Source organism: Methylobacterium brachiatum (genome assembly GCF_020523825.1).
GTDB classification, from domain to species: Bacteria; Pseudomonadota; Alphaproteobacteria; order Rhizobiales; family Beijerinckiaceae; genus Methylobacterium; species Methylobacterium brachiatum.
On sequence record NZ_JAJALK010000018.1, the window covers coordinates 41,492 to 66,822 of the forward strand.

The window sequence follows — 25,331 nt, forward strand, 5'->3', positions numbered from 1 at the left end:
GACGGAGCCACGCGGATGAGCGGACCGGCGAAGAACGTCTCCGACACCATCGCGCGGCGCGGATTGATCCTGATCCTGTCCTCGCCCTCGGGGGCGGGCAAGACCACGCTGACCCGGGCGATCGCGCAGGATCCGACCTGGGCGCTCGACGTGTCGATCTCCGTCACGACCCGGGCGCGCCGGCCCTCCGAGATCGACGGGCGGCACTACCACTTCATCGACCGCGAGGCGTTCGAGGACCTGCGCAGCCGCGACGACCTGCTCGAATGGGCCGAGGTCCACGGCAACTATTACGGCACGCCCCGCCGCCCGGTGGAGAAGGTCCTGGGCTCGGGCCGGGACATGATCTTCGACATCGACTACCAGGGCACCCGCCAGGTGCGGGCCAAGCTCGCCCAGGACGTCGTGACGGTGTTCATCCTGCCGCCCAGCATGGCCGAGCTGCGCCAGCGCCTCGAGCGCCGCGCCGAGGATTCGGCCGAGACGATCGAGAAGCGGCTGGCCAACGCCCGGACCGAGATCCAGCGCTGGAGCGAGTACGATTACGTGATCGTCAACGAGGATCTGCAGGCGGCCTTCCAGGCGCTCCAGGGCATTCTCTCGGCCGAGCGGCTGAAGCGCGCGCGCCGCACCGGCCTGGCGCAGTTCGTCGACGGGCTGCTGGCGGAGGCGGACGCATAAGCTCCCCCCGTCCTTGCGCGCGGGGCGAAGCAACCGAGGGACACGCTACGATCCGAGAGCGCGCGCCGCCCCAGGTTGCCTCGCTGCGCGCGCCATGACGGCAGCGGCTTCGATCACGCCGTGATGGTGAAGCACGCGCCCGGGTTGTTGGCCACGTCGAGACGGGCGTTGATTTGGTCGAGCATCGCCCGGATCAGCTTCATCCCGAGGCCCGTGCCCTTGCCGCGCACCTTGGCTTCGGCCCAGTCGTCGGGCAGGCCGGAACCGTCGTCGCAGACCCGAAGCTGGACCTCGCCGGGTCCGGAGGCCGAGACGCTGACCTCGACGCGTCCGCCGCCGGTGGGGTTGGCCGCGTATTTGAACGCGTTGGTCACGAGCTCCGTAGCGATCAGCGAGAGCGCCACCGCCTTGCGGTAGGGCACCATCAGGCCGGGCTCGGCCGAGAGATCGACGGCGTGGCCCTCGCCGGCCAGGCCCGCGAGGTCGTTGCACAGGTTCTCGATGGTCTGGCCGAGATCGACCTCGTCGAAGCGCTCGGCCTGGTAGAGGCTGTCGTGCACCCGCGCGACGCTCATCACCCGGGCCGAGGTGTCGGCGAAGGCCTGCCGGGCCTCGCCGTCGGAGATCTGGCGGCGCTGCATCTGCAGGAAGGCCGAGACGATCTGCAGGGAGTTCTTGACCCGGTGGTCGATCTCCCGGGTCAGCAGGTCCTTCTGCTCGAGCAGGCGCTCCTTCTCGGCGAGCAGGCTGGTCAGCTCGTCGATCTTGCGGCGCTGGCGCAGCACCACGCCCTCGACCGCCTCGGCCAGCGAGCCGGCGAGATGGACCTGCCATTCGGCCCAGTCGGCGGCGAAGCCAGTGCGCTCCTCGACCCAGCGCTCGAACGAGCGGCGCGGCAGCAGGGCCACCGGGCCGCTGCCGGCGAGAACCGGCTTGCGCGGGTCGCCGCCCCAGGTCACCGTGCTGGGCACCTCCGGCCGGAACCAGAGCAGCAGATTCTCGCGGGACTCGTCCACGAAGGCGGCGAGCAGGCCGCTGGCGATCTCCCGGTAGGGGGCCGCCTCCGGATACTCGGCGGTGAAGCTGCTGCTGCTGTATTGGGTCTCGCCGGCCGGCAGCCGGTCCCGCAGCCAGGCGGCGATCCGGCCGACCATGTCGGCGGGGGGCGACCGGCCGATCAGCGTCACCCGCTCGCCCGCCACGATGCCGGCGCCGGTGGCGCTGAACAGGTCGAGCAGGGTCGCGTTGCCGGCGGTCAGGGCGGCCACGAAATCGTCGGAGCGGGTCAGCTCGCGCACCAGGCGGCTCTCGACCGCGAGATGGGCCTGCCGCTCCTCCCAGAGCCGGCGCGACTCGATCTCCTGCACCCGCATCGCGAAGGCGTCGGTGAGCACGGTGGCGGCCGAGCGGGTCTCGGGCGTGACGTAATGCGGGCGGCGATGATGGCCGATCATCAGGCCCCAGAGCCGGCCCTCGACCATGATCGAGATCGACATCGAGCCATTCACGCCCAGGTTGCGCTGGTACTCGAGGTGGATCGGCGACAGCGTGCGGTGCTGGGCGAAGGTGAGGTCGATCGGGCCGTTGCCGGCGCCGGGCGCCGCCACCAGGCCGACCGGGACGCTGTCGCGGTCGATCACGAAGCGGTTCTTGGCCCGGGTGTAGAGGGCGCGGGCCTGGGCCGGGATGTCGGAGGCGGGAAAGCGCAGGCCGAGCAGGCTGCGCGACCAGCCGGGTACCTTGTCCTCAGCCACCGCCTCGCCGTTCCAGTCGGCGTCGAACCGGTAGACCAGCACGGCCTCGAAGCCGGTGAGCGCGCGGATCTCCAAAGCGGCGATCCGGGCGGCCTCGACCAGGGTCTCGGCCGCGCGCAGGCGCCCGACGGCGAGCTCGGTATCGACCTGGCTGGCGGTCGGGAAGTCGTCGGCCGATTCGGGCTCGAGCTCCAACTCGACGATCACCCGCCCGGCATGGGCGTGGGCCACGGCGTAATAGGGCGCCGCGCGGCCGGCCAGGGTGAGCCGGCGGCGGGCGGATTGGCCGTTCTCCAGGGTGCCGGCGGTCAGGCGCGCCCGGATGGCCTCGACGAAGTCGCGGGGCAGCACGTCGTCCAGGGGACGGCCGGCGAGCGGCGGATCCTGGGGATCGACGATCTCCTCGATATTCGCCGAGTAGGCCAGGACGTGCAGGGTCTCGGCATCGGCCGCGAGCATCACGGCGTTGGGTTGGATCGAGCCCGGGATGTGGATCGGCTCGCGCTCGCAATGGCTGGCATCCACCGGCTCGGCGCGCACACGCCGGCCGATCGCGGCCATCACGGCCTCGCGGGGCAGGCCGGCGCCGAGGCTCTCGATCGGGTCGATGGTCAGCCAGGTGACCGGGCCGGTCTCGGCGGCGGTGCCATGGCGCATGTGGACCCGCGCCCGCAGGGGCTGGGGCAGCCGGCCGAACACGTAGTCGAAGCTCTCGTCCAGGGCGCCGCGGCGGCTCCCCGACAGGAAGCGCCCGCGGAAATTCGGCACGTTGGTGCCCGGCATCACCTCGCGGAAATAGTTGCGGCCGATCACCGCCTCGCGCGAGAGGCCCGAGAGCGCGCTGGCGCCCTCGCTGAACACCACGACGGTACCGTCCGAATCGAGTCCGATCACGCCCTTGTCGAGGCGATCCAACGCGTCGGGCGCGAGCACGTCGAGGTCGACGCCGCGTTCGGGGGCCTGCTTCGGCGGCATCAGGAAAGAACCCCGCTCATCTCGGTTGATATGACTGGGGCAGGGGCGAAGTGCAATGCTTCCGCACGCGGCAAGATCAGCTCGATATCACGATGGCGTCGGAGCCAGATTAAGACTGACAAATTGACTGTGTGATTTCAGACAATGCGGTGGAAAATCCTTCTTCAACTGTAGGATGGTATATGGGTTGGTCCCGCACGGCCGCGGCGCTCTTCCCGTCGCCGATCGCGTGGGCCAGCAGATGCGCCAGATGCTCGACCGCGGGCCCGAGCATCTCCGAACCCAGCAGCCGGCCCTCCCGGTCGGCCCAGATTCGAAGCCCGCCGTGATTCGCGCCGTCGACCCGGGCACGACCCTGGGTCGAGAAATCGACCGTTCCGGTGACGCGTCCGGGGGCGTCGGCCGCGTAGGGCGCGCCGATCGCGGCGACCTGCGGGTCGGTGAAGACCATCGTCAGACGGGTCCAGGGCTCCGGCGACGTAACAGCGCGCCCGGCGGCCAGCGCCGCCGCGTTCGCTCCGGCGATGCTGCCCTGGCGGCTCGCCTCGTGCAGCACCGGCCGCCAGGCATCGGCATCGCCCGCGATCAGGATCGGCGCGCCGGCGCAGACCAGGCTGCGTCGGTCGAATTCCGGCATGCCGCCCTCGCCGAGGCGCAGGCCCGTCACGTCGAGCCCGAGCCCGCCCAGGTTGGGCGCGCGGCCGGTCGCCGCGAGAACCCGGTCGGCCCGGGTCTCCCGGGCCCGCCCATCCCGGTCGGTCCAGGCGAAGCGCACACCGTCCCCGTCGGGCGTGGCGGAGTCGAGCTTCGCCCCGAGATGCAGCGCGAGCTCGGCACGGAAAATCTCGGCGGCCTGGCGGGCGAGATCCGGCTCGGACAGGCCGGCGACGGTATCGCCGGCATCGATCACCGTGACTCGGATTCCGAGGCGGCTCATCGCCTGGGCAATCTCGATACCGACCGCGCCCGCACCCAGAACGGCCAGCGAATCCGGGAGGTCGGGGATCTCGAACAGGGTGTCGGTGGTGAGGAGGCGGTCGCCGAGCCCGCGCAGGGGCGCCGGGACGGTGGGGCTCGAACCGGTGGCGATCACGGCGGCGCGGAAGGTGATCCGGGTGTGATCGTCGACCGTGAGGCTGCCGCGATCCGCGAACCGGGCCCTGCCGGCGATGCGCGCCGCCTCCGGCAGGGCATTTACGCCGTCGAGGACGCCGCCGACGAACCGGTCCCGCTCGGCGCGGACCCGCTCGAGCACCGCGCGCCCATCCACCACGACGCCGGCGACGCGGATGCCGAACAGGTCGGTGTTTCGCGCCGCATGGGCGGCCTTGGCCGCCGCGATCAGGAGCTTGGAGGGCATGCAGCCGACCCGGGCACAGGTCGTGCCGCCCGGGCCGCGCTCGATCAGGACGGCGCTCGCCCCGGCCTCGGTGGCGGCCCGGTAGGCGGCGAGCCCGGCGGTCCCGGCCCCGATCACCGCCACATCACAGCTGCGTTCGTTCATCGTATCCCCGGGCCGGTCGCCGGGGCCAAAGCTTCATCGCTGAGGTTCGTTCCGCCTGCGCCGACGCGCCTCAGGTTGAGCCACCAACGGGCTCGGACGGGCTGGTCGGGCAATGCGGTTCGGATGCGGCGGGCCCATTGGAAGAACGCTCTTCCGAGGATCGATACCGCAGACCCGATAACCCGCGCCGTCATTCCCGGGCGCCGCAGGCGAGCCCGGACCCGGAGCGGACGCCCATGGCGTCAATCCAGAACCGCTGCCGGGTCAACCGCTTGGCACGTCGGCGGCTCCGAATCCCGGGTTCCGCCGTGGGGCGGCAGCGGTCCAGCCTTCGACCGGAGAGCAAGACCGAGCTTTCCGCGTCAGGGCGAGCTGGAAATCGACCGGCCTGACCCGTCGCCCCCACGGGAGGGGGCCACGCCGCGGCCCGGATAAGCCGCGGCGTGAGCGTGTCCCCCGCTTCAGGGGGAACCCGCCGGTCAGACGTTGCGCACCGGCGCGGTGCCGCCGAGATGGAACACCCGGTGCGGGACCAGCTCGCCGCGCTCGACATCGCCCACCGCGACCAGGATGCCGCCGCAGGTCGCGAAGGCCTTGCCCTCCACGGGCGCGTCCCGGCCGCGCAGGATCACCGACTGGCCGCGCATCAGGCGCAGGCCGAGGTCGCGGGAGACCGCCACCTCGGGGATCGCGTCGAGCGCGGTCTCCACCGGCCGAAGATGCGCGAGCGCGGCTTCGGGGCCGCCCTCGGTCAGGCCGGCGGCGGCGCAGGATTCGGCTTCCGAGAACGGGCCGACCCGGGTCCGGCGCAGGGCCGAGACATGGCCGTAGCAGCCGAGCATCCGGCCGAGGTCGCGCGCCAGGGCCCGGACATAGGTGCCCTTGCCGCACTCGGCCTCGATCACGGTGCGCTCGCCGTCATGCTCGACCACGGCGAGGCGGTCGATCTGCACCGGCCGGGCGACCAGCTCCACGGTCTCGCCCTCGCGGGCCAGATCGTAGGCACGCTCGCCCTGGATCTTGATTGCGGAATAGCGCGGCGGCACCTGCTCGATCGCGCCGACGAAGGCCGGCAGAGCCGCCTCGACCGCCGCCCGCTCCGGACGCGCGTCGCTGGTGGCGACCGCCCGGCCCTCGGCATCGTCGGTATCGGTCTCGACACCCCATTGCACGGTGAACCGGTAGGCCTTGCGGCCGTCCATGACGAACGGGACGGTCTTGGTCGCCTCACCCAGCGCGATCGGCAGGATGCCCGAGGCCAGCGGGTCGAGGGTGCCGGCATGGCCGGCCTTCTTGGCGTTGAAGGCGCGCTTCACCACCGCGACGGCGTGGGTCGAGGTCATGCCGACAGGCTTGTCGAGGATGACCCAGCCCGACACGTCCCGGCGCTTGGGCCGATCAGGCCGCGGTCCGCGCTGCGGGCGGCGCTCCTCCGGGCCCCGGCGCTCGGCGCCCGGACCGGAAGCCGCGCGCTCGGCCGGCGGATGATCTTCGATGGAAACCGTCATGTCCTCGTGTCCCCCGGGGTCGTTGCCCCGTTCCTGTCCGTGTGCCGTCGGGGATCAATGCCCCCGACCGGTCTCCGGTTCGTCGTCCTCAGGCCCGTCGCCGTCCCGCTCGGGGACGAGGTCGCGCTTGACGCGCTCGTCGCGCAGCAGCTTGTCGATCCGGGCCGCCTCGTCGAAGGTCTCGTCGCGCAGGAAGCGCAGCTCGGGCGCGAACTTCAGGTTGACCCGCCGGGCCACCTCCTGGCGCAGCACCTTGCGGTGACGATCCAGCGCGGCGATCACCGGCGCCTCGTCGACGCCGCCGAGCGGCATCACGTAGGCGGTGGCGAGCTTCAGGTCCGGCGACATCCGCACCTCCGGCACGGTCACGACATGCGTGTTGAGCACCGGATCCTGGATGTCGCCGCGCTGGAGCACCTCCGCGAGGGCGTGACGCACGAGTTCGGCCACGCGCTGCTGGCGCTGCGAGGGGCCGGTGGATGTGGGTTTCTGGGCCATTCTGTCTCGGGCCGACGCCGCGGGGCGGCCGGTTCACGTCCAACAAAAGAGAGATGCGCGAAAAAGAAAAGACGGCCGCGGCTGAGGCCGCGACCGCCCTGTCCGGACGAGGTCCGGGATCTCAGAGGGTGCGACGGATCTCTTCGACCCGGTAGCACTCGATGACATCGCCCGCGCGCATGTTCTCGAAGTTCTCGAAGGCCATGCCGCACTCCTGGCCGGAGGTGACTTCCTTCGCGTCGTCCTTGAACCGCTTGAGGGTCTTGAGCTTGCCCTCGTGGATCACGACGCTGTCGCGGATGAGGCGGACATGCGCGCCGCGCTCCACGATACCGTCGGTGACGCGGCAACCCGCGACCTTGCCGACCTTGGAGACCTCGAAGACCTCCTGGATCGACGCCTCGCCCAGGCGCTCCTCGCGCAGGGTCGGCGGCAGCATCCCCGACAGCGTGGCTTTGATGTCGTCCACGAGGTCGTAGATGATGTTGTAGTAGCGGATATCGATACCCGCCCGCTCGGCGGCCTCGCGGGCCTCCTTGAGGGCGCGCACGTTGAAGCCGATCACGACCGCCTTCGACGCCTGAGCCAGGGTGATGTCCGACTCGGTGATGCCGCCGACACCCGACAGGAGGATGCGGGCCGCGACCTCGCCGTTGCCGAGCTTCTCCAGGGCACCCGCGATCGCCTCGACCGAACCCTGCACGTCGCCCTTGATGACGACCGGCAGCTCCTTGCGGCCGGCGCCTTCCTTGAGGTCGCGCATCATGTCGACCAGCGAGCGGTTGGCACCGCCGGTCCGGGCATTCTGCCGCTCGCGCTTCTGGCGGGCGCGGTACTCGGTGACCTCGCGGGCCCGAGCCTCGCTCGACACCACGGTCACGCGGTCGCCGGCATCGGGCGTGCCGTTGAAGCCGAGGACCTCCACGGGCACCGACGGGCCGGCATACTGCACGTTCTCGCCGACATCGTCGATCAGGGCGCGCACGCGGCCCCACTCGGCGCCGGCCACGACGATGTCGCCGGTGAACAGGGTGCCGCGCTGGACCAGCACGGTCGCCACCGGACCGCGACCGCGGTCGAGCTGGGCCTCGATGACCGTGCCCTCGCCGTCGCGCTTCTCGTTGGCGCGCAGGTTCATGATCTCGGCCTGGATCTGGATGCCCTCCAGCAGCTCCGGCAGACCGTCGCCGGTCTTGGCCGAAACCTCGAATTCCAGGGTCTCGCCGCCCATCGACTCGACCTGGATGTCGTGCTGCAGCAGCTCCGTGCGGACCCGCTGGGGGTTCGCATCCGGCTTGTCGATCTTGTTGATCGCGATGATCATCGGGACGCCCGCCGCCTTGGCGTGCTGGATCGCCTCGATCGTCTGCGGCATCACGCCGTCATCGGCCGCCACCACGACCACCACGATGTCGGTGACCTTGGCGCCGCGGGCGCGCATCGACGTGAACGCCGCGTGGCCCGGGGTGTCGATGAAGGTGATCATGTCGCCGGACGGCGCCGCGACCTGGTAGGCGCCGATATGCTGGGTGATGCCGCCGGCCTCGCCCTCCACCACGTTCGCCTTGCGGATCGCGTCGAGCAGCGAGGTCTTGCCGTGATCGACGTGGCCCATGATGGTGACCACCGGCGGCCGGGGATCGAGATCCTCCTCCAGATCCGGCTCGTCGGACGACAGGCCCTCTTCGACGTCGGACTCGGCGACGCGGCGGACGGTGTGGCCGAGCTCCTCGGCGATGAGCTGGGCGGTGTCCGAGTCGATCACGTCGGTGATCTTGTGGATCTCGCCCTGCTTCATCAGCAGACGGATCACGTCCACGGCCCGCTCCGACATGCGGTTGGCGAGCTCCTGGATGGTGATCGTCTCGGGGATCGTCACCTCGCGGGACAGCTTCTCCTTCTGCTCGACCTGGCCACGGCCGCTCATGCGCTGCTGGCGGCGGCGGAACGAGGCGACCGAACGGGTGCGCTCGTCCTCACCGGACGTCGCCGTCGCGATGGTCAGGCGGCCGCGGTTGCGGTCCCCGCCCGGCGACTTCGGCGTCTTGGGCGGCGCGATGATCTTGAGCGGCATGCCGGGACGGCGGATCACCCGCTTGGTCTCGGACTCGTCCTCGTTGGTCTGCGCACCGCGGCCGGCGGGACGCGCCGCTGCGGCGGCACCGGCGGGACGCGCGGCGGTCGTCGGCGTGGCGCTCTTCTCGGGCTCGGGCGCCGGGGCGGGCCGCGCCATGAAGTTGAGGTCGCGGGGCTTGCGCGAATCGGCCGTGATGGTCTTGCGCGGCTCGCCGGTGGCGGGACGGGCGGTCAGCGGCGGACGCGCCGCCGGGGCGGCCGGCGCTGCAGCGGCCGGACGCGCAGACGCGGGGGCGGCCGGACGGGCAGCCTCGGGCTGGCGGGCCGGAGCGACGGTGCTCGGACGCGCCGGCATCGGACGGGTCGCCGACGGGCGAGCGGGCGCGGCGGCCGGGCTCGCCGGCGCGGCGGGGGCAGCAGCCGCGGGGGCGGCCGGTGCGGGCGCAGCGGCCTCGGCAGCGGCGGCCGCATTCGCGGCGGCGGCGGCCTTGGCGGCCTCCTCGGCAGCGCGAGCAGCCTCGGCGGCGGCGGCCTTGCGGGCCTCCTCCTCGCGACGGCGCTCCTCGGCGGCCTCGCGCTCGCGGCGGGCCTGCTCCTCGGCCTCCTTGCGGCGCGCCTCGGCCTCGGCCTCGGCCTTCTGACGAGCCTCGGCCTCGCGGCGCTTCGCGTCGGCGAGGGCAGCGGCGCGGGCGGCGCTCTCCTGCTCGCTCAACGTGCGCAGCACGACACCCGACGCCGAGCGCTGGGCCGGGCGCGGCGGGGCCGCAGCGGCGGTCGGAGCCGGGCGCGGGGCGGGCGCAGGCTCACGGGCAGGGGCGGCCGGGGCCGCGCCGACGCCGCGGCGCTTGACCGTCTCGACCACGACCTGCTTGGAGCGGCCATGGGAGAAGCTCTGACGCACGGTGCCTGCCTCGATCGGCCGCTTGAGGGAGAGCGGCTTCGGAGAAGTCCTGTTCAGAGTCTTGTCGCCCGGGTTGTTCGTGTCGCTCATTCAGCCTGAACCCTGAGGGTTTCCATCGTCCCGTGAACCGACGCCCGGTGGCGCCGGCCAAATTCGTCCTGGTGCGTCGTCAACGTGAGGCTTCGTCGACCCCGCCGATTCGGGCTGGATCGGGCTCCTCGGTCGCCGCGGCGGCGCCCTCGAAGGAGCGTAGCCGACGCCAACGCGACAGGCAGCCGGCAGCTCCGGCTCCTGCGACGAGCGCAGCGTGTATCACATGATCCCGACCTAAGGCCATGTCCAATTCATCTTCGGACAGGTCGTCGATGATCGGTATCCTTGACATGGCCTCACCGTGCCGCCGGTACAAGGCCGCGGCGATCTTGCGACGGCCGTCTGGACTGGCTTCCGCCGCATGGATCAGGGCCACCGCGCCGGGCTGACCGCCGATCGCGGCCTCGACCTTCGAGAAGCCTGCGACCACGCATCCCGCCTTGTTGGCCATGGCGATCGCCTGCCGCAGATCCTCGCGCAGGCCGACGACGATCCGGTCGGGCAGGTCGGGGCCGGCCTGGGCCGGTCCCTTGAACGCCCGCGGAAACAGGTTCTTGCGCACCGCGGTGGCGACCGCGTCGCGCCGGGCGCTGATCCAGGCGCCGCGACCGGGCAGCTTCGCGCGCAGGTCCGGCACGACGCTGCCGTCCGGGCCGCGCACGAACCGGATCATCGCCTCGGGCGGCTGGACCACGCGCGTGACGATGCAGGTCCGCTGCGGCACGCGCCGGCCGGGGCCGCTGTCGAGCCCCCCGGGATCAAGCCCCGGATCCTGCCCCTCATCGGGCGGGGTCGTGTCGACCTCGGCCATGAGCGCGTCCGCCGCAGCCTCCCGCTCAGGCCTCGGCCGGGGTGGCGGCCGTCGGCTCGGGGGTCTCCTCGCTCTCGTCGGTCTCGGCACCCTCCTCGGCCTCTGGCTCGGGCAGCGCCTCGATCCAGCCGGCCTTGAGGCGGGCGGCCATGATCAGGCCCTCGGCCTCGGCCCGCGACAGCTCGAACCCGTCGAGATAGCCGGCGTGGCGCACGGCGTCCGGGCCGCGGCCCTCGGTGTAGCCGACAAGGTCGTCGGTGGCGCAGCCCGCCAGGTCCTCGACGGTCTTCACGTCGTTCTCGCCGAGCGCGACCATCATGGGCGTCGTGATGCCCTCGATCTCGCGCAACTCGTCGGCGACGCCGAGCTCGGTGCGGCGGGCATCGTGCTCCTGCTCGATCCGGGCGAGGTGATCCTGGGCGCGGGCCTGGATCTCGGCGCCGGTCTCCTCGTCGAGACCCTGGATGCCGGACAGCTCCTGGATGTCGACGTAGGCGATCTCCTCGACGTTGCGGAAGCCTTCGGCCGCCAGCAGCTGGCCGACGGTCTCGTCGACGTCCAGCGCCTCCATGAACACCTGGGTCCGCTCGGCGAATTCCTTCTGGCGCCGCTCGGATTCCTCGGCCTCGGTCAGGATGTCGATGTCCCAGCCGGTGAGCTGCGAGGCCAGGCGCACGTTCTGGCCCCGGCGGCCGATGGCCAGCGACAGCTGGTCGTCCGGCACCACCACCTCGATGCGGTCGGCCTCCTCGTCGAGCACGACCTTCACCACCTCGGCGGGCTGGAGGGCGTTGACGATGAAGGTCGCCTCGTCCTCGGACCACGGGATGATGTCGATCTTCTCGCCCTGGAGCTCGCCGACCACCGCCTGGACGCGCGAGCCACGCATGCCGACGCAGGCGCCGACCGGGTCGATGCTGCCGTCGCGGGAGATCACCGCGATCTTGGCGCGGGAGCCCGGATCGCGGGCCACAGCCTTCACCTCGACGATGCCGTCGTAGATCTCGGGCACTTCCTGGCCGAACAGCTTGGCCATGAATTGCGGGTGCGAGCGCGACAGGAAGATCTGCGGCCCGCGCACTTCCGAGCGCACGTCGAACAGGTAGGAGCGGATCCGGTCGCCCGGCCGGAAGGTCTCGCGCGGGATCATCTCGTCCCGGCGGACGATGCCCTCGCCCCGGCCCAGATCGACGATGACGTTGCCGTACTCGACCCGCTTGACGATGCCGTTGAGGATCTCGCCGATCCGGTCCTTGTACTCGTCGAACTGGCGGGCGCGCTCGGCGTCGCGCACCTTCTGGACGATGACCTGCTTGGCCGACTGGGCGGCGACGCGGCCGAAATCGAAGGGCGGCAGGGTGTCGGAGATCACGTCGCCGACCAGCGCGCCCGGGTTGTAGCGGCGGGCCTGCTCCAGGGTGATCTCGCGGGCGTCGTTCTCCACCTGATCGACCACCAGAAGGTGCCGCGACAGGCGCAGGGCCCCGGTCTTGTTGTCGATCTCGGCGTGAACGTCGGTCTCCGCGCCGTAGCGGGAGCGCGCCGCCTTGGCGATCGCCTCCTCCATCGCGTCGATGACGATGGAGCGGTCGATCACCTTCTCGCGGGCGACCGCGTCGGCGATCTGGAGGAGTTCGAGCCTGTTGGCGCTGACGACGGCCATCGGTGTCGGTCCTTCTCTTCCGTCAAGGCTTCGTGCCGGTCGCCCGCGGGCGACCGAGCCCAAATCTCAATTCAATGCAGGTCGTCGCGGCTCTTGAGCCGGGACGCCTTGGACACGACCGGCTTCTTGGGGCCGGTGCGCGGCGGCTTCTTCTCTTTCGGGGCCTTCGGGTCGGCCTTGGCGGCCTTGCCCTTCGGACCCTGCGGCTTCGGCGCGGGCCGGGCGGGGGCCGCCGGCGCGTCGTCCTCGGCCTCGTCATCCTCGTCCAGTTCGTCCGCACCGTCGGCCGGCGGACCGCCACGGCGCAGGGACTCGCGGATCAGCTCGTCGGTGAGGACAAGATGCGCCTCGGCAAGGTCCCGCAGCGGCAGGTCGACCCGGCTCGGCAGCCCTTCCTTTACGTCGGGCAGGTCGATCGGGACGGTCAGCTTCTCGACGTCGGGCGCGCCCAGGATGCCGCGAAACCGCTTGCGGCCGTCGAGCGGCGGGCTCAGCTCGACCTTGGCCTCGTAGCCGGCCCAGCGGGCGAAGTCCGAGACCCGCACCAGCGGCCGGTCGATCCCCGGAGACGAGATCTCTAGGTTGTAGGCGGTGCCCACCGGATCGTCGACGTCCAGCACCGGCGAGATCGCCCGGCTCACCGCCTCGCAATCGTCGATCGAGAAGGTGCCGTCCGGCCGCTCCGCCATGATCTGGACGGTGCAGCCGTTGGTGTTGGTCACCTTCACCCGGACCAGCCGGAAGCCGAGGCCCTGGACCGGCCCCTCGATCACCTGCACCACGCGAGCGGCGACACCGCTCTCGCGGACGAGGCGCTTCTCGGACAGATCCGCTTCGATCTCGGACGACATGGATATCAGCGCGCAACCCTTGCGGCGTCCTGGGCGGCACGTCCCGGCCTGCGGTCCTCGCGCGATCAAACCTGACGCGGCGAAAAAAAAGAGCGGACCCGGTGGGGCCCACTCCCGAACCGCAGCCTCTCGACTGCCATCAGAACTGTTGGAGGGATAGATAGCCGCGGTCAGTCCCGAGCGCAAGGTAGATCAGCGATCTGTCGGGTCCGCGCGGGAACATGGCTGCATTCGGTGGCCATCGCGGAATGCCGGCTCTCGCCCGCCTGTGCTTGATGAGCCGGGACGCGCGACCCTTCCGCATCCCCCTCGGCGGAGCAGTTGGTGCGAGGTTCCAAACGCGCAGATCTCGACCGTAACGCGGAGCGCAGACGCTCGCACGACCCGCTTCGCCGCTTCAGGTTCCGGTGCTCTCTCGGAGTTGTGGCGAGGCGGGGGAACGCCCGTGGCGCGGGTGCATTGCCGACCGAACGTGAAAGCGCCGGCGCGCTGCTTCGAACGGATGGATCGAGCGATGACGACCCGAACCCCCTCTCCCGGACGGTACTCTCGTTGGATCGGGCGAGCCCTCGTCCTGGGTGCCGTGTCCGGGAGCTTCGGCTTGACCGCTCCGGCCCTGTCTCAGTCGGCCGCCAGCCGGATCGACCAACCGACACCGGCAACGCTGCCGCCGGCATCGGAGCGTGACGGCGCGGCCCGCGGGAGCGGCCAGGTCTCCCCACCGAGCGCGATCCAATCCTCGACCGACGTGATGCAATCGGACGGAACCGTGCAGGGCCAGGGTGCGCCCGCGCGCACGAACCCGATCCAGCACCTGCCGGAGTCCATGCGCTAGGTTCGGGTCCGTCCGGGGTCGATGTCGGCGCGATGGCTCGGTCAAGTTTGCTATACATCACCCGGATAGCAATCGATCCCGGGTGATGGCGCAGCATGAAGACGATCAAGTCGGTCCCGGGCCGCTTCGTCAGCGCCGTCAGGCGGTCCTTCCGGCAGTTCCTCGCTCTGCCGCTCGCGACCGTGGTCGGCTTCGTGGGCCTGAACGCCCTGGTCTATCTGGCGGATCGGTTCTGGTCTGGAGGCGATGCGCCGGCGGGATTCCGCTGGCTCGGTGAATTGCTCGGCGACAGGGCGGCCCTGGGAAGCCTCCTGACCACGGTGGCATCGAGCATCATCACCGTCACCTCGATCACCTTCTCGCTCCTGCTCCTGGCCGTCCAGCAGGGGGCGGCCGCCCTGACCGCGCAGGTCACCGACCAGTTCATGGCCCGGCGCACGAACCAGTTCTATTTCGGGTATTTCGTCGGCCTGTCGGTCTTCGTCCTGATGACGCTGGTGACGAACACGGGCTTTCACCGGCCCGTCTTCGGGACCACGCTCGCCCTGCTGCTGACCACCTCGGCCCTCTGCCTCATCATCGTGATGATCTACAACACGATCGATCAGATGCGGCCGGCGCAGATCATCCAGTTCATCCACGACCGGGTTCTGGAAGCCCGCGACGACGATCTCCGGATGCTCGCGGCGACCCGGAGGACGGCGCGGCAGGATTGGCCCGTGGCCGCGCTGATCCGCTCCCGGGAGAGCGGCTACGTCGTCCGCCTCGACCTCCCGCGCATCGAAGAGGCCGTGAAGCGGCATGGCCGCGAGGCGGCCGAGATCGAATGCGTCATCCCGGTCGGGACCTATCGCGCCGTCAACGATCCCCTGTTCCGGCTGCGATGCAGGCCCGGCACGACGCTCGACCCGGCAGCGCGGGAGCGCCTCGTCGGCGATACGTTGGCGGCGCTCAGCTACGACGACGGACGCGACCTGCAGCACGATGCCGCCTACGGCCTGCACCAGCTCTCGACCATCGCCTGGACCTCGGTCTCGACATCGAAATCCAACCCCAGCCCCGGCCTCTCGGTCATCCAGGCCCTGCGGGACATCATCGCGCACTGGAGCGAGGACGAGACCCGGCCGCTCGAAGATCCGACATCCGGCATCGTCTACGCGGATGCCGCGCCGATCATCGCGACCGACGCCCTCGAAGCCGTGATCGTGGTGGCCTCCGAGTCGATCCAGTCCCAGACCCTCACGGAGGCGGTGAAGACCCTGGCGATCCTGCTCCGGCATGTCGGGCAGCCGACGGCGGACCGGCTCGCCGATGTCGCCAACCGCACCCTATCGAGCCTCGGCGAGCACGTGCTCACCCGCCAGCTCGAGGCCGAACTCGCGGACTTGGCGCAGGCGCTGAACGCGCGCGGCTTCGTCGCCGGCGCGCAGGCCGTCTCCGAGGCGTCGGCCGAGCTGGCCGTCAGCCTGGGCAAGCTGAACTCACGCTCGACCCGCGTGCCGGGAACGACCTCGTGAGAGCCTGTTGGGCCGGTTTTCCCAGGCTCGGCCCCATCTCAGGATGAGAGGGCTGGGTGGGAGAGGCAGCGATCGCGGCCCGGGTGGGCGCCGACCGGGTTCCACCACCCTCCCCGATCAGACGTTCCGCGGGATCCGCCCCTCCAGCGGATAGGCCGGATCGTTGTAGCCCGGGGTGGTCGGGTGCCCGGCGGCCACGAAGCCGTCCACCAGGGCCTCGTCCTCGGGGGTGAAGGCGTAGTCGAGGGCGCCGAGATATTCCTGCCACTGCGCCTCGGTGCGTGGCCCGGCGATGACGCCGGTGATCAGGCGGTTGTTCAGCACCCAGGCGGTGGCGAATTGCCCGGCCGTGATGCCGCGGGCCTCGGCATGCTCCTTCAGGGTCCGGGCGATGCGCAGGGATTCCGGGCGCCACTCGGTCTGCATCATCCGGGTGTCCTGACGGCCGGCACGGGATTCAGCGGGCGGCGGGGCGTCCGGGTCGTACTTGCCGGTCAGCACCCCGCGGGCGAGGGGCGAGTACGGGACGACGCCGAGCCCGTAATGGGCGCAGGCCGGCAGGTGCTCGGTCTCGGGCATGCGGTTGAAGGCGTTGTAATAGGGCTGGCTCACCACCGGCCGGTCGATGCCGATCTCGTCGCAGAGCCGGCAGATCTCGGCGACCCGCCAGGACCGGTGGTTCGAGACGCCGAAATGGCGGATCTTGCCCGCCCGCACGAGGTCGGCCATCGCCCGCACGGTCTCGGCCAGCGGCGTGTCGTGGTCCTCCCTGTGGAGGTAGTAGATGTCGATGACATCCGTGCCGAGCCGGCGCAGGCTGTCCTCGGCGGCCTTCATGACGTGGACGCGCGACAGGCCGCGGTCGTTGACGCCCGGGCCGGTCGGGTTGGCGACCTTGGTGGCGAGGATCCAGGCGGCGCGGTCGCCCTTGATCGCCCGGCCGGTGATCTCCTCCGAGCGGCCCTCGGTGTAGACATTGGCCGTGTCGATGAAGTTGATGCCCGCCTCCCGGGCACTCCCGACGATGCGCCCGGCCGTGGCCTCGTCGGTGGGCCCGCCGAACATCATCGTGCCGAGGCAGATCGGCGAGACCTTGAGGCCGGAGCGGCCGAGATTGCGGTACTGCATGGGATCCATCCGGTGTCCGTCCATCGGCTATCTCGGCACCGGGGCGGCGAGGTCAACCGGTCCGGCGTAACCCGGAGCGAACCGCGGCGAACCGACCCGTTCGCGGAGCCATCCGCACAAGCGCCGGTTTCGCTCTCCATATCCTGGCCCGAGCGGCACGTCGCTCCCCACGTCGCTCACGATGTCAGAAGGCCGAGTCCGAAAACGATGATCGACCGCCTGGCCGTTCCTCTCCCCTGGCTCGACCGGGCCGGACGCCTTTCCTGGCTGAAGCTCGCGGTGTTCCTGGCCTGCATCGCGCCGGCCCTGTACCTCGCGGCCGCGTTCCGGCTCGACGCGCTCGGCGCCAAGCCGATCACCGCGCTGATTCACGCCACCGGCGAATGGGCGGTGCGCTTCCTGCTGTTCTCGCTCGCGATCTCGCCCCTGCGCCGCATCGCCGATTGGGGGAAGGTGCTGGTGGTCCGGCGCATGCTCGGCATCACCGTGATGGCCTACGCGGTGGCGCATCTCGCGCTCTACGCGGTCGATCAGAACCTGGTCCTGACCAAGGTCGCCAGCGAGATCGCCCTGCGGCTCTACCTGACCATCGGCTTCGTGGCGCTGATCGGGCTGATCGCGCTGGGTCTGACCTCGACGGATGCGGCGATCCGAAAGCTGGGGCCGAACTGGCACCGGCTGCACCGGCTCGTCTACACGATCGCGGTGCTGGCTCTGGTCCATTACTTCCTGCAGTCGAAGATCGATGTCAGCGACCCGGTCTTCTCCGCCGGGCTGTTCCTGCTGCTGATGGGCTGGCGCGCGATGCGGCGGTTCAAGCTGCCGGAGCGGCCGTGGTCGCTGCTCCTCCTCGCGATCCTCGGCGGCCTCGCCACGGCCGGGCTCGAGGCGGCCTGGTACGGGCTCGCCAGCGGCGTTCCGGCCAGCCTCGTTCTGGCGGCCAATCTCGACGTCTCCGGCCCGATCCGCCCGGCCTGGTGGGTCCTGGCGACCGGGCTGCTGATGCCCGCCCTCGCGCTCCTGCGCGGCGCGCGCGCCACGGGGCGGACCGCCAAGCCGGGCGGATCGGGCCGGGACCGCGTGGCCGCGCCGCGTACCGCCCCCACCAGAGCCGCGGTGTCGGAACCCTTGTCGCCGTCCGCGTGATGCCGCAGAACCCGCCACCGGCGGTCTCGGGCCGCAGCGGAGTGACACGGGCTATGCGCGGCAGGCTTCTCCTCATCGCGGGCATGCTCGCGCCGACCCTCGCGCTGGCGGCGCCCAAGGCGGCCCCGGACAAGGGCGCGCCGCCGCCGGCCACAGCCCCGGCGGCCACGGCCTGCAAGCCGCCCGAGCCGCCGCCGGCCTCGGCGCGGCCGGTCAAGCCCGCCCTGCCCGAGAAGCCGGCCTGCCTCGACGCCAGGGGCGGCTGCCCCGGCTGGGAGGCCTACAGCTTCAACGACGCGGTCAAGGCCTACAATCTGCAGGCGCAGGCATTCCGGCCGATCGCCGAGGCCTATGTCCAAAAGCTCAACGCCTACGTGAAGGCGAGCGGGGAATACGCCCAGTGCGAGATCAACGCGATGCAGAACTGAGGCCCGCTGCGCGAGAGCGATAACCGGGAAGCCGGCTGAACGGCGGGCAACCGGGGACGCGGCAGGGGTTCAGCCGGCGCGGTGCAATCTCCGGCATCGATGGCCGCGATCCCCGCCGCCTGTCCCTGCCGAGGCCCACCAGTGCCCCTCCGTGATGTCATCGGACGCGCGGGATTCTGCGCCCTGCTGCTCGCCGCCGCCCCGGCGCGCGCCGCCGATTTCGACGGCCCTTACGCGCCGCACGGCTATGGCGGCCCGGCCGAGGGCTACGAGCGCGAGCGGCGGCCACCGCCCCCACCGCCTCCGCCCCCCGAACCGGAATTCCGGCGCCCGCATTTCTCGGCGGCCCCGCCCGAGGCGTGCCGCGACTTCGTCCGGCGCCGATTCGATCCGGACGGCGCCCCGGTTCTGCGGCGGGTGCGCATCTGCGACGAGCCGGCCTTCGAGCGCGGGCCGCCCCCGCCGCCCCCGCCCCCCGAGGATGACCCGCCCCGCCGCTGGGGCGGGCCCCGCTGGTAGGACGACCCCGGATCAGATCCGGGCCGGGGCCTTCTTGAGCGCGGCCGCGAAGGCCTTGAGCTGGCGGTTCAGATCCGCCAGCTCGTTCAGCGCGATGGTCTTGTGGCCATCGCGGACCGCGCGCTCGATATCCTCGACCTGGAGGCTGACGACGCGGCGGATGGCGGTGGCGACTTGTTCTCGGGTCATCGATGCGAGCGTCTCGTTCGAGCGTCCTGGCGGGCCTCAACGGACGGCCGAAATACGGCCGCCGACACCGCTCGGTGATAGGCCGGTAGGCTTAACCGTTGGTGTCCGCAGGCCCCGCCATCCCCGCAAAACCGGGCGCTCCGCCCCCTATCGCGCGCCCTCGATTTCGCCGCGCCGCATCGGCATCGCGTCGATCGTGGCGAACAGCTTCTGGGGCGGGATCGGCGCCGCGGCGGTGAGCTTGGCGCCGCCATCCTTGCCGATCAGCACCGCCCGGAATTCGCCCGCCGGCAGAGACAGTTGCGCGCGCAGGGCCCGGGCCTCGGGCGTATCCCCGACCGCCTCCACCACCACGAGGTCGCGCTCGGCCACGCCGCCGCGTATCGGCCCCAGGGCCGCACGCTGCGCCCGCAGGTCGGCGTCCGCCGGATCGGGAGCCGACAGCACCAGCACCCGGGACCGCCAGCGATAGGCATCGAGCGGTCCGGCCATCGCGGCGCCGTGGGTCAGGGCGGCCAATCCGAGGCCGATCAGGGTGGTGCGCATGCCGCCTCCGTCTGAAGCCGATCCCGGTCAACGCGCGGGGCGCCCCATTGGCCGCCACCGTCTCGCGCCCCAGATCGGGGGTCGCAGGCAGAGCATCCGGGAGCCTTTCATGAATGCCGTGAACCGCCGCATCGTCCTGGCATCGCGCCCGCACGGGGAGCCGAAGCCGGAGAATTTCCGCCTGGAGGAGGTGCCGGTGCCGGAGATCGGGCCCGGCCAGATCCTGCTGCGCACGCGCTGGCTGTCCCTCGACCCGTATATGCGCGGCCGGATGAGCGACGCGAAATCCTACGCGACTCCGGTCCAGATCGGCGACCCGATCACCGCCGAGGTGGTCGGCGAGGTCGTCGCGTCGAAGAATCCGGACATCCCGGTCGGGGAATTGCGAACGGCCTTCGCGGGCTGGCAGGAATATTTCGCCACCGACGGCAAGGGCACCCGCCGGGTCGATCCGGAGGCCGCCCCGCCCTCGACCGCGCTCGGCGTGCTCGGGATGCCGGGCATGACCGCCTATACCGGGCTGCTCAATATCGGCCAGCCCAAGCCCGGCGAGACCGTGGTGGTGGCCGCCGCCGCCGGGCCGGTGGGGTCGCTGGTCGGGCAGATCGCCAAGTTGAAGGGCGCCCGGGCGGTGGGGATCGCGGGCGGGCCGGACAAGTGCCGCTACCTTACGGAGGAGCTCGGGTTCGACGCGGCGGTCGACCATCGCGGCCCCGACCTGCCGGGGGCGCTGGCCGCGGCCTGCCCCAAGGGCATCGACGTCTATTTCGAGAATGTCGGCGGCGCGGTTTTCGCCGCCGTGATGCCGTTGCTGAACCCCTTCGCCCGGATCCCGGTCTGCGGCCTGGTCTCGGCCTACAACGCCACCGAGGCGCCCCCCGGCCCCGACCGGCTGCCCGCCCTGATGCGCTCGGTGCTCACGAACCGCCTGCACATTCAGGGCTTCATCGTCTGGGATTTCGCCGACCAGGCCGAGACCTTCCGGCGCGAGGTCGGCGACTGGATCCGGGCCGGCAAGGTCCGCTACCGGGAGGACGTGGTCGAGGGCCTGGAGAAAGCCCCGGAGGCGTTCATCGGCCTGCTCAAGGGCCGGAATTTCGGCAAGCTGGTTGTGCATATCGCCTGAGCGCGGCTTGCCGCGAAATCAGAACAGAGATAGAACATCCACGTTTGGCAGGTTGCGGATAGCGGGCACAAACCCGCACCGCAGGTTGCCGCCCCGACGGCCCGGGCGCATGAGTCGCCGGCCGCCGGGCCAAGGCCCAGTGAGATCCGTACGGTGAGGAGAGAGCGATGGCGGGCAGCGTCAACAAGGTGATCCTGGTGGGCAATCTCGGGCGCGACCCGGAGATGCGCCGCCTCGGCTCGGGCGACCCGGTCTGCAACCTGCGGCTGGCGACCTCCGAGTCCTGGAAGGACAAGGCGACCGGCGAGCGCAAGGAGAAGACCGAGTGGCACTCGGTCGTGATCTACAACGACAACCTCGCCCGGGTGGCCGAGCAGTATCTGCGCAAGGGCTCGAAGGTCTATATCGAGGGCCAGCTCCAGACCCGGAAGTGGACCGACAATTCCGGCGTCGAGAAGTACACCACCGAGGTGGTGCTGCAGCGCTTCCGCGGCGAGATGACGATCCTCGACGGCCGCGGCGGTGGCGGCGGCGACTTCGCCGGCGAGGACGAGGGCGGCGGCCAGATCAGCCGCGGCGGCGACTCGGGCGGTGGCCGGGGCGGCGACCGCGGCGGTGATTTCGGCGGCGGCCGCGCCCAGGGCGGCGGCGGTGGCGGACGTCCGGCCCCGGCCTCCGGCGGCGGCGGTGGCGGCGCCCGCGGCGGGTACGACCTGGACGACGATATCCCGTTCTAGTCCCGCAGGGCCGCGTCCGCATTCCGGGGCGGCATAAGCATCGCGACCCGATGATGCGTGTTCAGGACCAAGGCCTCGGCCTTGGTCCTTTCTGTTTCAGCGCTCTCCGGCGTGCGGCCGAGCGTTCGCCGCCGGCCGCGACCTGGGCGGCCGTTTGCTGGCCGAGTTCATCCGCGAGCGCGAGCAGATCGACGCGACCCTGCAGATATCGGGGGGCGCAACGCTCGAAGCCCAGCGAGGCTTCGAGCGCTGAACGCAGCCCCATCGTCCTTGCGAGCGCAACGAAGCAACCCAGGGACACGCCACGTCCGGAGATCGCGCGTCGCCCTGGATTGCTTCGCTGCGCGCGCAAGGACGGTGACGGCGTCATGGGCGCGATCTGCGCCGCTCAGGGCACCGGCCCGCCGGCCCATGACCGGCCCCCGCCATCACGGGAGATGCCGCGACAGCGCCACGCCGATCCGCTCGATGGGGATGCGCGGCTTGCTGGACCCGCAACGACCAGAGGCCGCCGCGCGCTCCGTGGAGGGCTCCTTCGAGGCCTGCTGCGCTCCCGCCTCAGGATGACGGGGATGGCCCGGAGCAGCGCCGGCCAGGATCAGGCAAGCGCCTGCTACACCGTGCAGCAACGCGGTCCGGCGCGATAGACAGCTCAACGACACCACCGAATATTGATAATTTTTGATTGACCTCCGCATGCGATATGGATTTACTGCACGTCGCATTGTACATCCACCCTGGCGGATGTGGCTTTCCGGCGGCGACAAGACCCGGATCGCTGGAGCATTGATCAACGGCTGAGCCGTTCGATCACGAGACTGACAACACCGGGACCAACCCGGGGGTCGGACGGGTCCTTGATCTCGGGAACGTGTCTGCGGCGCGCCCACCCTGCGGGGCGGCTCGCCTGCGCCAGATTTCGGAGCGTGACAGCGTCGATGTCTCGATCGAATCCGGGAGCCGGAAGATGTCAGATCCTTGTGCGATCGCCGATTACATCACCGAAGCCGAGCAACATATCCGAAACGCGGAAGCGATCCTGAACGAGCTCGAAGAGGTCCGGTCGAGCGAGGCCCGGCGATTGCGCGCCTGCATGTATATCGCCGCGATGAAGCGGTTGAAGCGCATCATCGAGACCCACCGGACCGGCGAGGAGGCCGAACCGGACGCGTTGCCGGCGCCGGTCATGCCCGGCCAGCCGCGGCTGTTCTGGTGGCTCGCCCCGAGACCGGCGAGCGAGGGCCGCGTCTTCCGGCGCCGCGCCGGCTGATTCGCCGGTGATCGGGCCGGGCGCGCGACGCCGCCACGGGCCCGACCCTGCAGCGGCGGCGGGCCCGATAGGAATGGACGATCAGGGGCGCGACCATGCCCAAGCGCATCGTGATCTGGTGCCTGCCGATCCTGGTCCTGATCATGCTCCTGCCGACGAGGCGGGTGGCCGGGCGGGATCAGCGTGCGCCGGTCCATCAGGCGGACGAGATCGAGACCCTGGTCAACAAGGCCGCCGACCTGATCGAGAGCCAGGGCAGGACGGCCTTCCCGGCGTTCCAGCGGAAGAACTCGCCCTGGCGCTACGGCGACGTCTATTTGTTCGTGGTCGACCTGCACGGGGTCGTCCTGTTCAACGCCGCCCATCCGAACCGCGAGGGCCGAGACCTGCTCCAAGAGCACGACGCGGCCGGCAAGCAGTTCCACAAGGACTTCATCGCCGTGGTGCGGGAATCCGGCTCCGGCTGGGTCGATTACATGTTCCCGCGGCCCCGGCGCAGCACGCCGGAGGTGAAGTGGAGCTACGTCTGCGGGACGAGCGTGGACGGCACCCCCGCGCTGGTGGGCGCGGGGGTCTACGTGGAGTGAGGCGTGCGCCTCACAGCATCGGCATGCCGCCGGTGACCGGCACCAGGGCGCCCGACATGAAGCTGCCCTCGCGCGAGGCGAGCAGCACGTAGGCCGGGGCGAGCTCGGCGGGCTGGCCGGCGCGGCCCAGGGGCGTCTGGGCGCCGAGCTCTTCCAGCTCCTCGGGGCTCTTCACGATCGGCTGGATCGGGGTCCAGACCGGGCCGGGCGCCACGCAATTCACCCGGATGCCCTTGGGGGCGAGCAGGTTCGACAGGCCGATGGTCAGGCTCGCGATGGCGCCCTTGGTGGCGGCGTAGATCAGCATGTTCGGGCCCGCGACCTTGGCCTGGACGCTGGTCGAGTTCACGATCGCCCCGCCCGGCTTCATATGCGGCACGGCGGCCTGGGCGAGGTAGTACATCGCGAAGACGTTGGCCCGGAACGAGCCCTCGATATCGGCAGCCTTGAGGTCGTCGAGGCCCTCGTTCACCACCTGGGCGGCGGCGTTGTTGACGAGAATGTCCAGCCGTCCGAACGCGGCCATGGTCCGGTCCACCAGCGTCCGGCACTGGGCCTCGTCGCGGATGTCGCCGGGCAGCAGCAGGCAGCGGCGGCCGGCCTTCTCGACCCAGGCCTTGGTGTCCTCGGCATCCCCTTGCTCGACGTCGAGATAGGAAATCGCCACGTCGGCGCCCTCGCGGGCATAGGCGATCGCCACCGCCCGGCCGATGCCGGAATCGCCGCCGGTGATCAGCGCGGCTTGGCCGGCGAGCAGGCCCTTGCCGACATAGCTCTCCTCGCCGTGGTCGGGCCGCGGCGTCATCTTGGAGGTGAGGCCCGGCCGCTCCTGCTGCTGGTCGCCGGGAAACGGAGGCCGGGGACCGGCCTCGCGGGGATCGTCGGTCATCGGGGGCGGCTTCCTGCAGGACCGGGCCAAGGGCGTTGGGGCCGCGTGCCGGGCCCGGCCGTCACAGACACGCCCCCGATGCTGAAGCGTGCCTCAGAAGGCCCGGTCGCGGGCGGCGTGCGGGCCGCCGTAGCGGCGGCGCAGGAAGGAGACGACCTTCGGGAGAAGGAGGGCGATCAGGATCTTGCGCATCGGGCCGGCTCGCATCGCGGGTTCGTGAACCAGCAATGCGTAAGGGTCACGGCAGTTCCGCGCCGCTCTCACAGCTCAAGGGTAAGCGTCACCGGGGCATGGTCCGAGGGCCGCTCCCAGCCGCGGGCGTCGCGCAGGACGTCCACAGAGCGGACCGTGCCGGCGAGGTCGGGCGAGACCCAGGCATGGTCCAGGCGCCGGCCCTTGTTGGCGGCCGACCAATCCGGCGAGCGGTAGCTCCACCACGTGTAGATCTTCTCGGGCTCCGGGGTGAGGTGGCGGGCCGTGTCGATCCAGCCGGCCTCACCGCGCAGCAGCTCCAGGGCCTCGGTCTCCACGGGGGTGTGGCTCACCACGTCGAGGAGTTGCTTGTGCGACCAGACGTCGTGCTCGAGCGGCGCGACGTTGAGGTCCCCCACCAGGATCGCCGGGCCGGAGACGCGCTTGCCGCCCCAGGCGCGCAGCTCCGCCAGGAAATCGAGCTTGTGGGCGAATTTCGGATTGAGGTCGCGGTCGGGCACGTCGCCGCCGGCCGGGACGTAGAAATCGTGCAGCACGATACCGGCGGCGGCCCCCGCCTCCGGCCCGAGCACCGCCGAGATGTGGCGGGCGTCCGGCTTCTCGCAGAAGCCCATCACGCCGCGGGTGTGCAGGGGGAACCGCGACAGGATCGCGACGCCGTTATAGCCCTTCTGGCCGGCGAACATCACGTGCTCGTAGCCCGAGCCGCGCAGGGCTTTCAGCGGGAAGGCGTCGTCCGGGCACTTGGTCTCCTGGAGGCAGAGCACGTCCGGCTTGTGCTCGGCCAGGAAGCGCAGGACCAGGTCGATGCGCAGCCGCACCGAGTTGATGTTCCAGGATGTGACGGACAGGCGCACGGGTCGGGTCTCGGGTTGGGAGTTCGATC

Annotated in this window: 23 protein-coding genes; 10 read left to right on the top strand and 13 right to left on the bottom strand. The window is 71.0% G+C overall.

Annotated features, from left to right (window positions below; all coding sequences use genetic code 11):
- Nucleotides 1-15: 15 nt before the first annotated feature.
- Entirely contained in the window at nucleotides 16-681 is a 666-nt protein-coding gene (gene gmk, locus LGR69_RS26885) for a guanylate kinase (protein ID WP_007559675.1), read from the top strand.
- 113 nt (nucleotides 682-794) lie between these two features.
- On the opposite strand, the gene LGR69_RS26890 is transcribed toward gmk, so the two are convergent.
- The 8 genes from LGR69_RS26890 to rimP form a co-directional block, all read right to left on the bottom strand.
- Complete coding sequence (locus LGR69_RS26890) at nucleotides 795-3,410, bottom strand: histidine kinase dimerization/phosphoacceptor domain -containing protein (protein WP_230367966.1); 2,616 nt, start codon at nucleotides 3,408-3,410, stop codon at nucleotides 795-797.
- Between the two features lie 109 nt (nucleotides 3,411-3,519).
- Nucleotides 3,520-4,914 carry a dihydrolipoyl dehydrogenase gene (locus tag LGR69_RS26895; RefSeq protein ID WP_230367967.1) on the bottom strand — a complete coding sequence of 465 codons (1,395 nt, stop codon included), beginning with the start codon at nucleotides 4,912-4,914 and terminating at the stop codon, nucleotides 3,520-3,522.
- A gap of 479 nt (nucleotides 4,915-5,393) precedes the next feature.
- Entirely contained in the window at nucleotides 5,394-6,422 is a 1,029-nt protein-coding gene (truB, locus tag LGR69_RS26900; RefSeq protein WP_007559688.1) for a tRNA pseudouridine(55) synthase TruB, read from the bottom strand.
- A 54-nt stretch (nucleotides 6,423-6,476) separates the two neighbouring features.
- Nucleotides 6,477-6,920 (bottom strand): 30S ribosome-binding factor RbfA, encoded by a 444-nt coding sequence (gene rbfA, locus LGR69_RS26905; RefSeq protein WP_007559690.1) that lies wholly within the window; start codon nucleotides 6,918-6,920, stop codon nucleotides 6,477-6,479.
- A gap of 121 nt (nucleotides 6,921-7,041) precedes the next feature.
- Nucleotides 7,042-9,987: a translation initiation factor IF-2 gene (infB, locus tag LGR69_RS26910; RefSeq protein WP_230367968.1), complete on the bottom strand. Its 2,946-nt coding sequence runs from the start codon at nucleotides 9,985-9,987 to the stop codon at nucleotides 7,042-7,044.
- 79 nt (nucleotides 9,988-10,066) lie between these two features.
- Nucleotides 10,067-10,801, bottom strand: a complete 735-nt coding sequence (locus LGR69_RS26915; RefSeq protein WP_007559693.1) for an RNA-binding protein — start codon at nucleotides 10,799-10,801, stop codon at nucleotides 10,067-10,069.
- 25 nt (nucleotides 10,802-10,826) lie between these two features.
- Nucleotides 10,827-12,464 (bottom strand): transcription termination factor NusA, encoded by a 1,638-nt coding sequence (nusA, locus tag LGR69_RS26920; protein WP_230367969.1) that lies wholly within the window; start codon nucleotides 12,462-12,464, stop codon nucleotides 10,827-10,829.
- A 71-nt stretch (nucleotides 12,465-12,535) separates the two neighbouring features.
- Nucleotides 12,536-13,315 (bottom strand): ribosome maturation factor RimP, encoded by a 780-nt coding sequence (rimP, locus tag LGR69_RS26925; protein ID WP_007559697.1) that lies wholly within the window; start codon nucleotides 13,313-13,315, stop codon nucleotides 12,536-12,538.
- Between the two features lie 601 nt (nucleotides 13,316-13,916).
- On the opposite strand from rimP, the gene LGR69_RS26930 reads away from it, so the two are divergent.
- Together LGR69_RS26930 and LGR69_RS26935 are read left to right on the top strand one after the other, a co-directional pair.
- Nucleotides 13,917-14,150, top strand: coding sequence for a hypothetical protein (locus LGR69_RS26930; protein ID WP_085985770.1), 234 nt, complete (start codon nucleotides 13,917-13,919; stop codon nucleotides 14,148-14,150).
- A gap of 95 nt (nucleotides 14,151-14,245) precedes the next feature.
- The gene (locus LGR69_RS26935) at nucleotides 14,246-15,667 is read left to right on the top strand and encodes a DUF2254 family protein (protein WP_230367970.1); all 1,422 of its coding nucleotides are present in this window, start codon (nucleotides 14,246-14,248) and stop codon (nucleotides 15,665-15,667) included.
- A 117-nt stretch (nucleotides 15,668-15,784) separates the two neighbouring features.
- Here LGR69_RS26935 and LGR69_RS26940 read toward each other — a convergent pair whose 3' ends face one another.
- A complete protein-coding gene (locus LGR69_RS26940; RefSeq protein WP_230367971.1) occupies nucleotides 15,785-16,795 on the bottom strand; it encodes an aldo/keto reductase in 1,011 nt (336 codons plus the stop codon).
- A gap of 207 nt (nucleotides 16,796-17,002) precedes the next feature.
- On the opposite strand from LGR69_RS26940, the gene LGR69_RS26945 reads away from it, so the two are divergent.
- From LGR69_RS26945 to LGR69_RS26955, 3 genes are all read left to right on the top strand, one after another.
- Complete coding sequence (locus LGR69_RS26945; protein WP_230367972.1) at nucleotides 17,003-17,941, top strand: protein-methionine-sulfoxide reductase heme-binding subunit MsrQ; 939 nt, start codon at nucleotides 17,003-17,005, stop codon at nucleotides 17,939-17,941.
- 53 nt (nucleotides 17,942-17,994) lie between these two features.
- Entirely contained in the window at nucleotides 17,995-18,369 is a 375-nt protein-coding gene (locus LGR69_RS26950) for a hypothetical protein (protein ID WP_230367973.1), read from the top strand.
- Between the two features lie 141 nt (nucleotides 18,370-18,510).
- Entirely contained in the window at nucleotides 18,511-18,888 is a 378-nt protein-coding gene (locus tag LGR69_RS26955; protein ID WP_230367974.1) for a hypothetical protein, read from the top strand.
- A gap of 12 nt (nucleotides 18,889-18,900) precedes the next feature.
- Here LGR69_RS26955 and LGR69_RS26960 read toward each other — a convergent pair whose 3' ends face one another.
- Both LGR69_RS26960 and LGR69_RS26965 read right to left on the bottom strand, forming a co-directional pair.
- Nucleotides 18,901-19,077: a hypothetical protein gene (locus LGR69_RS26960; RefSeq protein ID WP_007569379.1), complete on the bottom strand. Its 177-nt coding sequence runs from the start codon at nucleotides 19,075-19,077 to the stop codon at nucleotides 18,901-18,903.
- A 147-nt stretch (nucleotides 19,078-19,224) separates the two neighbouring features.
- Nucleotides 19,225-19,623, bottom strand: a complete 399-nt coding sequence (locus tag LGR69_RS26965; RefSeq protein ID WP_230367975.1) for a DUF4174 domain-containing protein — start codon at nucleotides 19,621-19,623, stop codon at nucleotides 19,225-19,227.
- 109 nt (nucleotides 19,624-19,732) lie between these two features.
- Between LGR69_RS26965 and LGR69_RS26970 the strand changes: the two genes are divergently transcribed.
- From LGR69_RS26970 to LGR69_RS26985, 4 genes are all read left to right on the top strand, one after another.
- Nucleotides 19,733-20,749, top strand: coding sequence for an NADP-dependent oxidoreductase (locus tag LGR69_RS26970; RefSeq protein ID WP_091858164.1), 1,017 nt, complete (start codon nucleotides 19,733-19,735; stop codon nucleotides 20,747-20,749).
- Nucleotides 20,750-20,916: 167 nt separating this feature from the next.
- The gene (ssb, locus tag LGR69_RS26975; protein WP_091858160.1) at nucleotides 20,917-21,486 is read left to right on the top strand and encodes a single-stranded DNA-binding protein; all 570 of its coding nucleotides are present in this window, start codon (nucleotides 20,917-20,919) and stop codon (nucleotides 21,484-21,486) included.
- Nucleotides 21,487-22,453: 967 nt separating this feature from the next.
- Nucleotides 22,454-22,756, top strand: a complete 303-nt coding sequence (locus tag LGR69_RS26980; RefSeq protein ID WP_230367976.1) for a hypothetical protein — start codon at nucleotides 22,454-22,456, stop codon at nucleotides 22,754-22,756.
- Nucleotides 22,757-22,851: 95 nt separating this feature from the next.
- Nucleotides 22,852-23,343 (top strand): cache domain-containing protein, encoded by a 492-nt coding sequence (locus LGR69_RS26985; RefSeq protein ID WP_230367977.1) that lies wholly within the window; start codon nucleotides 22,852-22,854, stop codon nucleotides 23,341-23,343.
- Nucleotides 23,344-23,353: 10 nt separating this feature from the next.
- Here the strand turns inward: LGR69_RS26985 and LGR69_RS26990 are convergent, their stop codons facing one another.
- Nucleotides 23,354-24,232 carry an SDR family oxidoreductase gene (locus tag LGR69_RS26990; protein WP_091858147.1) on the bottom strand — a complete coding sequence of 293 codons (879 nt, stop codon included), beginning with the start codon at nucleotides 24,230-24,232 and terminating at the stop codon, nucleotides 23,354-23,356.
- Nucleotides 24,233-24,492: 260 nt separating this feature from the next.
- Complete coding sequence (xth, locus tag LGR69_RS26995; RefSeq protein WP_091858144.1) at nucleotides 24,493-25,302, bottom strand: exodeoxyribonuclease III; 810 nt, start codon at nucleotides 25,300-25,302, stop codon at nucleotides 24,493-24,495.
- Nucleotides 25,303-25,331 lie beyond the last annotated feature (29 nt).